The organism is Rhodopseudomonas julia (genome assembly GCF_030813515.1).
In the GTDB taxonomy this organism is placed as follows: domain Bacteria; phylum Pseudomonadota; class Alphaproteobacteria; order Rhizobiales; family Afifellaceae; genus Afifella; species Afifella julia.
Genome location: NZ_JAUSUK010000002.1, coordinates 171,118 through 183,247 on the forward strand (window position 1 = coordinate 171,118; position 12,130 = coordinate 183,247).

At 63.7% G+C, this 12,130-nt stretch carries 10 protein-coding genes and 1 tRNA gene; 10 read left to right on the forward strand and 1 reads right to left on the reverse strand.

From position 1 onward, the window contains the following. The first annotated feature begins 381 nt into the window (after positions 1 to 381). The 7 genes from J2R99_RS09965 to allS all read left to right on the forward strand — a co-directional run bounded on the left by J2R99_RS09965 (position 382) and on the right by allS (position 8,424). Positions 382 to 457 (forward strand) — tRNA-Glu (locus J2R99_RS09965). A gap of 550 nt (positions 458 to 1,007) precedes the next feature. Beyond that, entirely contained in the window at positions 1,008 to 2,276 is a 1,269-nt protein-coding gene (locus J2R99_RS09970) for an MFS transporter (protein ID WP_307154338.1), read from the forward strand. 1 nt (position 2,277) lies between these two features. Next, complete coding sequence (gene fdrA, locus J2R99_RS09975) at positions 2,278 to 3,942, forward strand: acyl-CoA synthetase FdrA (protein WP_307154339.1); 1,665 nt, start codon at positions 2,278 to 2,280, stop codon at positions 3,940 to 3,942. Positions 3,943 to 3,958: 16 nt separating this feature from the next. After that, positions 3,959 to 5,218, forward strand: a complete 1,260-nt coding sequence (locus J2R99_RS09980) for a YlbE family protein (RefSeq protein ID WP_307154340.1) — start codon at positions 3,959 to 3,961, stop codon at positions 5,216 to 5,218. Positions 5,219 to 5,376: 158 nt separating this feature from the next. After that, on the forward strand, positions 5,377 to 6,342 hold the full coding sequence (locus tag J2R99_RS09985) for a carbamate kinase (protein WP_307154341.1): 966 nt from the start codon (positions 5,377 to 5,379) through the stop codon (positions 6,340 to 6,342). 17 nt (positions 6,343 to 6,359) lie between these two features. Beyond that, the gene (locus tag J2R99_RS09990) at positions 6,360 to 7,325 is read left to right on the forward strand and encodes an oxamate carbamoyltransferase subunit AllH family protein (RefSeq protein ID WP_307154342.1); all 966 of its coding nucleotides are present in this window, start codon (positions 6,360 to 6,362) and stop codon (positions 7,323 to 7,325) included. Positions 7,326 to 7,425: 100 nt separating this feature from the next. After that, on the forward strand, positions 7,426 to 8,424 hold the full coding sequence (gene allS / locus J2R99_RS09995) for an HTH-type transcriptional activator AllS (RefSeq protein WP_307154343.1): 999 nt from the start codon (positions 7,426 to 7,428) through the stop codon (positions 8,422 to 8,424). Positions 8,425 to 8,519: 95 nt separating this feature from the next. On the opposite strand, the gene J2R99_RS10000 is transcribed toward allS, so the two are convergent. After that, the gene (locus J2R99_RS10000; RefSeq protein WP_307154344.1) at positions 8,520 to 9,041 is read right to left on the reverse strand and encodes a hypothetical protein; all 522 of its coding nucleotides are present in this window, start codon (positions 9,039 to 9,041) and stop codon (positions 8,520 to 8,522) included. Between the two features lie 538 nt (positions 9,042 to 9,579). On the opposite strand from J2R99_RS10000, the gene J2R99_RS10005 reads away from it, so the two are divergent. The 3 genes from J2R99_RS10005 to J2R99_RS10015 are packed head-to-tail and all read left to right on the forward strand — an operon-like array spanning position 9,580 to position 12,127. Further along, positions 9,580 to 10,080, forward strand: coding sequence for an ECF transporter S component (locus J2R99_RS10005; protein WP_307154345.1), 501 nt, complete (start codon positions 9,580 to 9,582; stop codon positions 10,078 to 10,080). Positions 10,081 to 10,091: 11 nt separating this feature from the next. Beyond that, a complete protein-coding gene (locus J2R99_RS10010; protein WP_307154346.1) occupies positions 10,092 to 11,423 on the forward strand; it encodes an ABC transporter ATP-binding protein in 1,332 nt (443 codons plus the stop codon). After that, the gene (locus J2R99_RS10015) at positions 11,420 to 12,127 is read left to right on the forward strand and encodes a hypothetical protein (RefSeq protein WP_307154347.1); all 708 of its coding nucleotides are present in this window, start codon (positions 11,420 to 11,422) and stop codon (positions 12,125 to 12,127) included. Before J2R99_RS10010 ends, J2R99_RS10015 begins: the two co-directional genes overlap by 4 nt. Positions 12,128 to 12,130 lie beyond the last annotated feature (3 nt).

The window sequence follows — 12,130 nt, forward strand, 5'->3', positions numbered from 1 at the left end:
ACGTTTGCCGGAATAGGCGGCAAGAACTGCAGGTGGCAGAAACCACACGCGCCAAGCCCCAATGGCGCGCCGCGGCTCCTGCGCCTTGCCGTGCCGTTGTTGTTTTGCTCCTGGCGCTGCTTTGAGTGTTTCGCACCTTGGGGCGCGTTGAGTGTGTCGCACCTTGCAGCGTTGGCGGGGGAGCGAGCCTTTTGCCGTGATTTGCGGCATTCTATGTGGCGCCTCGTCCGCACAACGGGCCGGGTGGATCGGACGCTGTCCGGCTCGCATGCGGGATTTTGATTTCTCGTCTTCTCGCCTCTTGCATCGCCGCGCGGGTCATGCCACATAGCGCCTCCGATGCTTCGTGCGGGCGCTTTCGTCTGCCAGGCTGACGCCGCTGCTCCCTTCGTCTAGCGGTCTAGGACGCCGCCCTCTCACGGCGGAAACAGGGGTTCGATTCCCCTAGGGAGTACCAGCGCCGCAATCAGCTTTGATGCGGGTGGTTGTTGTCGGCTTTCGCCTCGACAATCAGAGCTTTGCCAATCAGAGTTTTGCGCCGTCAGTTCGGATTTTCGGACCTCAGGCCACCCTTTCCCTTACGACGTTCATGCGCCTTCGAATCTGGCTTGTGCTTCATGAGCTGAGCTGGGTGCGAGGCCGCAGAGGTGGCGGCTTCACCGGAGAGCGCATCATGGTTTCCGGAACGGTCTCCGGGACTGCGCGCCCGGTGCTTTGCCCCGGGATCCGCCCGGCGTGAGCTGGCTGTGTGCGGCGGTGCGGCACGTGGGGAGGCGCGGACGGCCTTGCTCCCTTCAACAATCGAGCGACGACTGTTTGAAAGAGTGCCGTTCGAGCGTCGTCGCAGACGCGGCCTTCACAAGTCTGGCGGCCCAGCTTTCCAGGGTTTGTCAGGCCTTTCGCCTCTGTCCGCGGCACGCTCTGTTGGAAAGTTTCGTAAAATCCGGCTTCGAAAAATCACTAGGGTCTCAGGAGTGAAACGAACTCCTTGAAGGGTGAGACCTCGGATGAACGAGCAAGTCCCGATTGATGACCGCAACTCGGCTTCAGCGTCGACAGCGGCCTCCGGAAAAGGTGGAATCCCCGGCTGGTGGATCACCATTTTCCTCTTCTGGCTCGGTTGGGTGTTCATGTACGCCGACCGAACCGTCCTCAGCCCAGTGATGCAGGACATACAGAACGAATTCGGCCTAAATGGGACCGAATTGGGCCTGATCAGTTCCCTGTTCTTTCTGGCTTATGCCGCCCTGCAAATCCCGGCCGGCATCCTCGGCGACCGGATCGGTCGCAAGAAGGTTCTCGTACCAGGCTTTCTGCTCTTCGGCGTCTTCACCGCCGTCAGCGGTATGGTCAAGACGTTCCCGCAGCTCATCGCCGCACGGATCATCACCGGGGTGGGCGAGGGGACCTATTACGGCCCGCAATACGGTATCTCTTCCGAGCAGATCCCGCAGAAATTCCGCTCCCTCGGCAGCGCCATCATCAATTCCGGCATGGCCTTCGGCATTGCGCTCGGACTGATGATGTCGAGCTGGGTGGCTTACACGCTCGATCTCGGCTGGCGCATGCCGTTTTATGTGCTCGCCGTCCTGACCCTGATCACGGGCGTGTTGATCTGGATTCTGGTCAAGGAGCGTCCCCGCGCCGCCAGCGCCGAGGGCAAGTCGCAAGGTTCGTCCTTCAAGTCGCTGATCAAGAACCGCAACCTCCTGCTTACCTATCTGATGGTGTTCTGTTCGCTGTTCGGGTTCTTCATGATCCTGACCTGGCTGCCGTACTACCTGCAGACAGAGCGTGGCATTCCAGCCGAAAACATCGGCAACATCGCCTCGCTCGTGGCCTGGGTGTCGATCCCCGGGGGCCTGCTTTTCGCCCACATCTCCGACCGGCTCGGCAAGCGTCGTCCGCTGGTTCTCGTTCTCGTCCCGATCGCGGCCATCAGCCTCGTCTCGATCGCCTTCCTCGACGATGTGAACCAGATGATCGCGGCGATCTGCGTCTACGGCTTCTTCGGCAAGCTGGCGCTCGATCCGGTGCTGATCGCGAACGTCGCCGACAATGCCTCGAAGGAATCCTACGGAACGGCCTTCGGCATCTTCAACTTCGTCGGCATGTCCTCCTCGATCCTCGCTCCGACGATCGCCGGCATGATCGCCGACGCCACCGGCAGCCTTGCCGCCAACTTCTATCTCTCAGCCGTCATCCTGATCGTGGGCATGCTCGGCATGATGTTCATGAAAGACGTCCGCAACTCTGCGGTCGAAAAGGAAAGTTGAGATGCTCAGTGCTCGACTGATCAAGGGAAACTTCCAGGATTCCGTGACCTTGATGGTTCTCTCCAGGGATCTTTCGTCCCTTGCGGATGTGAACCGGGTCTCGGTGATGATGGGAACCTCCGCCAACAAGGACGTCTTCCGCGAAACCGGCATGTGGCATGACGATCTGGCGGAGGCCACGCCGAACGATCTGTGCATCGTCATCGATGCGGAAGGAGAGGATGCGGGCGTTGCCGACCGCATCGCCGCCCAGGTGGAAGAACGGCTTGCCGCCATGGCCAAGGGTGGGTCGAAGGCCCGCTATCCGGTGGCACGCAGCTTCCGGCGCGCTTGCGACCAGCTTCCGAAAGCCGATCTCGCGCTGATCTCCGTGGCCGGCCAGTACGCCCACGGCCTGGCGAAGGAGGCGCTCGATGCCGGCCTCAACGTGATGATCTTCTCCGACAATGTCAGCGTCGAGGAAGAGCGTGACCTGAAGGAGACGGCGCGTGAGCGCGGGCTCCTGGTCATGGGGCCGGATTGCGGCACGGCGATCGTCGGCAAGGCGCCTCTCGCCTTCGCCAACCGCATTCCGCAGGGGCCGATCGCGGTGGTCGGCGCCTCCGGCACCGGCCTCCAGGAGGTGACCTGCCAGATCGCCCGCGGTGGCATGGGTATCAGCCATGCCCTGGGCCTCGGGGGTCGCGACCTCTCAGAGACGATCGGCGGGCTGTCCGCGGAGACCGCGCTTGATTTCGTGGCGGCCGATGAGGCCTCGAAGGTCGTCGTCTTTGTTTCCAAACCCCCCGCGGCGGCCGTGCGGGCCGCGCTTCTCGACAAGCTGAAGCGCCTTGGCAAGCCGGCCGTCGCCCTCTTTCTGGGCGATCATCCCGACCGTCGGGATTTTGGCGACCTGCACCTGACCCGCACGCTCGACGAGGCGGCAGCCTTGGCCGTCGATCTCGCCAAGGTCGAGGAGCAGGCGGCGAGTGTGCCGGCCCTCACGGCGAAGGGGATCCGTGGCCTCTACACCGGTGGCACCTTGGCTGGAGAGGCGGCGCAACTTCTCGCCGAGGCTCTCGATCTGTCGGCGGATGCCGCCCATGACGAAGGCTTCATGCTGCGCACGGCGGAGCATCGCATCATCGATCTGGGCGATGATCTCTACACCAGAGGTCGACCGCATCCGATGATCGATCCCTTCGGGCGCAACGAGATGATCCACGCGCTCGCCGGGGACGCCGATGCCGGCATCCTGCTGGTCGACGTGGTGCTCGGCTTCGGCAGCCATGCCGATCCTGCCGGCGAACTTGCCCGGGCGGTGGAAGAGATGCGGGCGGCGCGCGGCGACAAGGCGCCGATCACCGTCATCGCCAATCTTACCGGCGTGAGCGAGGATCCACAGGATTACGCCGCGCAGGCGAAGACGCTCGAGGATGCCGGCATCCTCATCGCAGACAGCGTGCGCATGGCCGTCCTCCTGGCGCTTCGGCTGATCACGCCGGCCAAGGTCGAAACGGCGACCCTCTCGCCGCTTCTGAGCGAACCGCCTGCCGTCATCAATATCGGGCTTCGCGGCTTTGCCGACGATCTCGCCAGCAACGACGTCGATGTCGTCCACCTCAAATGGGAACCGGTCTCCGACAAGACCGAGAAGCTGCGCCGCATGGCCGCGTCCCTGATCTGACTCTGGAGTTTTCAAAATGTACGCAACGATCAACGAAGCCAATGCGGCCGTTCTCGACGAAATGCGCAGCGCGCGGCCCTATCTCGTCGATGTCCGCCCGGCGCATGAATGCATCCCGGCGCTCGCCGAGGGGCATGTCCTGATGCATGCCGGCCCGCCCATCGAATGGGCGGCGATGACCGGTCCGATGAAGGGGGCCGTCCTCGGCGCCTGCCTCTTTGAGGGCTGGGCCAAGACGACCGAAGAGGCCGAGGCCTTCGCACAAAAGAGCGTCCGCTTCGTGCCGTGCCATGATCAGTCGGCCGTCGGCCCGATGGGCGGCATCACCTCGGCCAATATGCCGGTTCTCGTCGTGCGCAACGCCAATCAGGGGAACGTCGCCTATTGCAACCTCAACGAGGGCATCGGCAAGGTGATGCGCTTCGGTGCCTTCGAAGGCGAAGTGCAGACGCGTCTTGCATGGATGCGCGACGTGCTGGCCCCGGTCCTGTCGGAGGCCTTGAAGCGCAATTCCGAGGGATTGGAGCTGACAGCCCTTATGGCCCAGGCCATCACGATGGGCGACGAGTTCCACCAGCGCAACATCGCCGCCTCGGCGCTTCTGTTGAAGGCGCTTGCTGCCGACATCGCAATCGGCAGTGCGGCGGCCGCCGACAAGGAAGAGGTTCTGCGCTTCCTGGAGCGGACCGACCAGTTCTTCCTGAATGTGGCCATGGCCTATTGCAAATGCGTCATGGATGCCGGGCACGCCGTTGGCGAGGGCAGCATCGTTACGGCGATGACCCGCAACGGCCGCGATTTCGGGATCCGCGTCTCCGGCCTCGGCAAGCAATGGTTCACGGCGCCGGTCAACACGCCGGTTGGCCTCTTCTTCACCGGCTATTCGCAGGATGACGCCAATCCCGATATCGGCGACAGCGCCATCACCGAGACGTTCGGTGTCGGCGGTGCGGCGATGGTCGCGGCACCCGGTGTCACCCGCTTCGTCGGATCGGGCGGCTTCAGCGACGCGCTGGAGACCTCTGAAGAGATGCGCGAGATCTACGTCGAAGCCAACACGACGCTGCAGATCCCGACCTGGGATTTCCAGGGCGCCTGCATGGGTCTCGATGTACGGCGTGTGGTGGAAAGCGGCATCACGCCGGTGATCAACACCGGTATCGCGCACCGCGAGCCGGGCATCGGCCAGGTCGGCGCCGGTGTCGTGCGCCCGCCGCTCGAATGCTTCGAACAGGCGTTCGAGGCTCTCGTGGAAGCGCGTTCCAAGACCGCCTAGGCCGCATCGGCTGAGACGGGGCGGGCGCTTTAAGGGGCCCGCCCCGTTCTTTTCGAGCCGTCTTTCCAATCGGGTTTTCCCTCGTCCGCTGTCGCGGCCGGGAACGGGCCCGGATTGTTTCAAGTCCAAGCAAATCTTCATACAACCAGGAGGTCGAGATGACCGAGGGTATCCCTCCGCGCCTGCTGATTGCCATTGGCGGAAACGCCACCCATCCCGAAGGAATTCGCGGAACCCCAGAGGAACAGTTCGAGGTGGGCGCGCGTCTGGCGACAACGCTCTTGCCCTTGATGGAGCTCAACACCGAGCTCGTCCTCACCCATGGCAACGGGCCAGTGGCGGGAAAAATCCTGATGCGCAACGCGATCGCGCGCGACCGCGTCACGCCGATGTCGCTCGACATCTGCGGCGGCCACAGCCAGGGCGGCATCGGCTATGTCCTCATGCAGTCGTTTGAGAACGCGCTCAGGCGCGCCGGGATTGCGCGCGAAGTCGTCTATATGCTGACGCAGGTGGTGGTCGATGCCGATGATCCCGCCTTCGACAATCCGACGAAGCCCATCGGTTACTTCTATGACGAGGAAGAAGCGCAGGCTCTGACACGGGAAATGGGTTGGGAGATGCGCGAGGATTCCGGGCGCGGCTGGCGCCATGTCGTGCCGTCGCCCGAGCCGCGTCACATCGTGGAGACGGCGATGATCGGCACGGCGGCTGCGGCGGGTGCCGTCGTAATCGCCGGCGGCGGTGGCGGGATTCCAGTTGTGCGAGACGCAGAAGGCGATCTCCACGGCGTGGAGGCGGTGATCGACAAGGACAGGACGTCCGTCCTCATGGCGAACCTTCTAGGCATTGACGATTTGATGATCCTGACGCCGGTGCCGCGGGTGGCGGTCGATTTCGGCAAGCCGACACAGCGGCCGCTTAAGCAGGTCACTCTGTCTGAGATCCGCCGTCACCGGGCCGACGGACAGTTTCCTCCAGGAAGCATGGGGCCGAAGATCGATGCGGCCATCACATTCCTGGAAAACGGCGGCAAGCGCGTCCTCATCGGGCGCATCGAAGATGCTCTCGCCATGCTGCGGGGCGAGGCTGGAACGTCCGTTACTGCGGACGATCCCGCCTAGGAAAGGAACCGGCGGTGATGCGTCTCTTTCCGGTCACGACGGCGGGTGCCGGGGCCGCCCGTGTTCTCCCAGCGGGCGGCGAGGGGCGGATCATCGCCGTGTTCCGTCGCAGCTTCTACGCAGCTTTCGACGCGGGCCTTGTCTGCGTCGGGCCACCGGGTTTCGGCCCGGGGCCTCTGCATCTACTAGCCCCGATGGCCGGCATCGTGTCGTGGCAGGCCTGGCTTGACGTCGGGCAGAGAGCTGAGGCCGAGGCGGGCAGGCTCTTCGTCGGCGATCTCTGCTTCGATGCGCGGAGTGTCAGGCCATGGCGGGCTTCTCCGCCCTGGCTCATTCCCGCGGACAGCCTTGCCCGCGGCCTTGCCCGGCTGTCAGCCGCGGCGAATGAGGCCCGCCCCACAGGTTTCGCCCGCCCGACAGGTTTCGGTAGATTGATTGCGCCTTTGAGCGGGTCTGTATCGGCAGTCACGGTCGCCGCGGAAGATCCCGTCATCGCAAAGGCGCTGCCGATCATCGACGCCCTGATGGCGTGGGCGGGTCGTGCGGAGATCGCCAGGGATGCGCCGGTGCCTCCCGTGACGGGGATGCTCGGCCTCGGGCCCGGCCTGACGCCCTCCGGCGACGATCTTCTTGCGGGTTTTCTGGTCGGCCTCCAGCGCCTCGGCGCCTCGCACCTCGCCGACCGGCTCGCCGCCTCCGTTCTGCCGCTCGCCGCAACGGAAACCAACGCGATCAGCGCCGCCTATCTGGCCTGGGCCGCGAAAGGCGAGGCTGCGGCAAGCCTCATCGATGCCTTTACCGAAATCTGTGCCGGTGGAGACAATCTCGCCCCGCATCTCGCGCGTATTGCGGAGATCGGCCACAGTTCCGGATGGGATTGCCTTGCCGGAATGACGTTTGCCGCACGCGCGATGCTGCCGGCATTGGTTTGCCGCGACCAAAAAGTTGCGGAGGCATTTGGTCGCGATGCGGGTGCGCTTTAAGCATTCCCGAGCTAATCTTTTTGCCGCTTGCGGCGCGGATCGCTACAGTCTTCTGAGATTGTTCTTTCCGCCGCATTTTGCGCAAAGAGATGCTGCCACCATGAACTCTGGTCTGCCCAATCTCGATCTTGAGGCCATTCGCACATTCGTGGCGGTGGCCCGGCTGAAGAGCTTTTCGGCCGCGGCTCAGCACCTGCATCGCACGACGTCCGCGATCAGCTATCGGATCAAGGCGCTGGAAGATCGCGTCGGCACGCCGCTTTTCGTGCGCACGACCCGTCAGGTGACGTTGACTTCGGCCGGCGTGGTCCTCCTGGAGAAAGCCACGCAGATTTTCGAGTGGCTCGAAGAACTGCCCGATGAATTGCGGCAGGTTGGCAACAATGTCGAGCCGCATTTCAAGCTCGTGATCAACAATCTCCTCTACGATGCCGGCGCGGCTGCGGCGTTGCTCGACAATTTGAGCCGCGCCTTCCCTTATACGGAGTTCGAATTCAGGCTCGCCGTCTATATGGGGGTGTGGGACGAGTTGCTGCACAATGGAGGGCATATGGCCCTCGGCGCGCCAGGCTTTCATACGATCAACGATGATTTCGCCACGCATGCGCTCGGAACGATCCACTGGATTTTCGTGGTGTCGCCGGACCATCCGCTCACGCAGGTTCCAGAGCCGCTGAGCGATGACGACTTGCGGCGCTTTCCCGCGATCAACGTCCAGGATACGGCGATCCGGCTGGTGAAGCGTGTCGCTTGGAAATTGTCGGGTCAGAAAGAACTGCTCGTACCCGATCTCCAGACCAAGCTTCTCGGGCATCTGACCGGAGCCGGCATCGGCTTTCTGCCTGAGGTGATGGTGCGGGAGCATCTGCGGGCCGGGCGCCTGGTCGCGCGCCGCGTGGTGCATCCGCGGTCGTCCTCGCCCCTGTCGCTGGTGTGGCGCCAAGGAACGACCGGCCGGGTGTGCTCGCACCTGCAGGAGCTCTTCGTGCGCAAGGCCGATGTCGTGATGCCACTTCTGAGAAATGTGGACGTTGAGGACGCTGGCGAAATCCCGCAGGCGAGCGACCAGAGCCTTCGTCTTGCGACGGTTCTCGATTGAGCGGTGATATCGCTTCCGGAGCCCTCACTCGGGCCGACAGTGGAGCTGGGGACAGTTGCACCGGAGGTCTTGAGCGCGACGGCCGGCGCTGATCCTCACGGGAAGAAGTTGATGTGGACGATGCCGGGTTGGATGCCCGTGGTCATCGGTGCGGCGATGATCTGTCCGCCTTGGTAGGGAACGGCGTATCCGCCTTCGCCGTAATCGGCGAAGGGCTCGACGGAGGAGATGCTTGGGCCGGTCTCGCCGGCGAAATGGTCTGCCAACGCCTTGCTCAAGGCCATGGCGTCTCCCGCTCCTATGACGATGATGCTGCAATGATCGGCGATGCTCGAGAAGCCGATTTTGACCGAGGCGTTGATGCCGTCAGGGCCAGTGAAGCTTGCATATGTGATCCTTCCGGCGTTCGTGCCGGATTGATTTCCGAAAGTCTTGGAGCCCGCGAAGGCCGCGATCGCCTGCGCGAGGTTTCCGCCGTTCGTGAGGCAATACTGCTCGAAATAGGCGGCGGCCTGAGCGGGGCGGCCGCTCAGTGCGGGAGAGGCGGCTGCATTTGCAGAAGAGATCGTTCCAGCCAGGAACAGGCCGGCCAGGCCCAAGGCGATCTTTTGCATCATGAATTCACTCTCAGTCGGGCTGGGTATGGCAGTTTGAGCGTCGCCGTTCGGGTGAGCGATTTCGGCGGGCTCGTGGCGCGGTGCAGGACGTCATCGATCCGCCTCCGCCGCGAGAGATCGCGCCATCGGGTTTGGGTTGCCGGGCGTCTGGCGCGAGCGGTTGCCCTCGGGCGAGGGCTTTCCCTGAAAGGATGTTAGGCGGCTCGCCGGCCTTGGGGCAAGGGAGAGACGCCATCGCGCCGGGTCTTGCCGGGCAATCCTTGTGGAAATTCGAGCCTTGTGGAAATCCGAGGCAATCACGGCTTGGGCGCCACGATGTCCCGACCGTCGCAGCGCCGTTCCGCTTCCACCACGGCCATGCGCGCGGGTGAGCGCTGGTGGGTCCAAAAGACCGGTTCTTTCCATGCGGCGTTGGCGGCTATGCAGGTCGCGCGGCTTGACGTGCGGAAAATGTTCGGCAAACCCTTCCGCCCGCATCCGAAATCGGCTTTCGCCGCTTGCCGTGCGTTTCCTCCCTCCAAGGCTCCCGGTGCCTTTCATGCGTTCCTCTCTTCCCCGCTCCCTGATCATCGTCGCCGTCTTCTCGCTTTTGTCGTTTCTCCTCGGCTTCGTGAAATTCGGCGGTGCGAGCTCCATCGCCCTCGACGCCTTTCCCTCCTATTTCGTCGCCGGCTTTTACGGACCGCTTCTCGGCGCGCCGGTCGCCGCCGTGGCGCATCTTCTCTCAGCCGTCTCGGGCGGCTTTCCCTTTTCGGTGCCTGTGCATCTCTTCATCGCGGCGGAACAGGCGCTCTGGGCGTATCTGTTCGGCGCCATCCTGCGCTATTCCAACAATGTGTGGTTCCTGATCGTCGCCATCCCGGCCGGCATCGTCTGCAACGGCTATGTCGGGCCGAAGCTGATCGGGTGGGTGTTTCCGGCTCTGGAGGTGCCGGTGAGCGGCCTCATCCCGGTTCTGCTGGTGGCGAGCGCCGTCAATGTCGTGCTGGCAGCGGCGGCGATCCTCGCCCTGCGCAAGACGCCGATTGGCCATATGTGACGCCGTCGGGGATGCACCTTCGTATCCAAGCCGGCACGGCCGAGATTGCCGGTCACGCCTTCTCGGTGCCGCAAGACATCGACTGGGAGACGGGCGACATCGTCTATCTCGATGCCGTGTCGTGCGAGCGTCCCTCCTTGTTCCTCGAGCTCTTGTCGGGGCTTGCGCGCTTTTCCAATTATTCGCAGCCCGTCGAAGGGCGGGCGATGGTGCGGCGTCCGTTTCCGGTGCGCGGGCTTGAGCTCTTTTCTTACGACCTCTCGGACGGTTCGCGTTTCGAGCTCACCATGTCGGACGCGGATTGTCCGGCGGGTCTCGATTTTCGTCTTCACCGCGCACAGACGATCGGCTTCGTCTTTGGCGAGCCGAAGCAGTACAGCGTTGGGCGCAACGTCGCCGAGGAGATCCGATACTCGTTCGCCGCTCTCGGGCGGGAGGCGCCTTCGGATCTTTCCGCCTTCGACAAATACGGTCTGACGAAGATCCTCGCCCATCCGACGCAGTCGCTCTCCGGCGGCGAAAGCCACCGCCTCAATATCGCTTGCGCGGTGGAAACCGGCTCGCCGTTTCTGATCCTGGATTTGAGCGCCGCCAACCTCGATCGCGATTTCAAGGCATTCCTGAAGGGGCTGCTGCAAGAGATCCGGGAGACTCGCATCGTGCTCATCTATGATGGTGGGCGGGGGGATTTCGTCGATCTGTGCCGCCGGGCAGCGAGGATTTCGAGCGGAAGGGTCGAAGCTGCCGACGCGGCAAGCGTGCAACACGCACGCGCCTCACGCGCGGCGCTCCTCCTCACCGATCCAGCCCGCGACGATGCCGCGCCCGTTCTTGTCGCCGAGGGGTTTTCTCATGCGGGCCTGGCGCATCCGTTTTCGGCCGCCTTGCGGGAGGGCGAGCACGCGCTTTTTCTGGCCCCGAACGGAACGGGTAAGACGTCGCTCGCCCGCGGCCTCGTCGGCATCAATGCGGCCCATAGCGGTCGGCTGTGGCGACGGGAGGGAAGCCGGATCGCTGCGACCTTCCAATATCCCGACCGTCTGCCGGTGCATCTTACAGTGGGCGAGCTCGACCGGGGCGGGGTCTTCCGTTTCCATTTTCCCGAGCTTGGGCGGGATGCGTGCGTCGCTGATCTTCCCCTTTCCCGGAAGAAGCTTCTCTATGTGCTCGCCTTCCTCGCGATGCCGCTCGACATTCTCGTCCTCGACGAGCCGTTCGCCGGGCTCGACCGGCCCGAGATGGAAATCCTGCTTGCGCAGATCAACGCGGCAACCGGGCTGTCGGCGATGATTTTCAGTCACGAGGCGGAGATCGACGCCGAGACGATGCGCCATCTCATATGATCTTCTTCCTCGCACTTGCTTTCGCCTGCGGCGCGGCCACCGATCTTGGCGACTTCGTTTTGCCGGCGCTCGGCGTGGTCGTGCGAAGCCTCTATTGGCGCAAGAGCTTCAGGTTGCCGGCCTATGCGCTCCTGCTTCCGGCGATTTCCGCTTGCGTCCTCGTCGCATCGGCTTTCGGCGTGTCGGTTGTCCGAGGTGCCACGCCGGGCGCCGCCTTCCACATGCTCGCGGGAGACTTCCTGTTTCTTCGTATTCCCTGCGCGATGCTGCTTCTCCTCGTCTTCGTGCACAACAACCGCGACGAGCTCGTCGATTTTCTCGGCCGTGTGCCGATCGTCAATTACGTCGTGCATTTCATGGAGAGGGCTCAGGACGTTCTGGCCGAGGCCATGCGAGAGACGAGCTACACAGCCGATGCGCTGGAGGCGGCAATGCCCGCCGGTCGCGGCCGTGGACCGGTCTCGGCGCTGCAGCGCCTGTCGCGTCGTATCGATACGCTGATGGTGTTCCTGGTGATCTATGTGGAACGGGTGACGACGGTGATCGAGGCGCGGGGGGCGCTGCCGCCCATGCTCCGCTGGCGCGACTATGGGGGCGGTGCTGAAATCGTTGCCGATTGTCTCGTCTGCGGCGCCTATCTCGCCTGGATCTGGGGGCCAGATGCGCTCCGGCATTTGGTCGGGGCGGGCGGCCTTGCGGGCTGATGG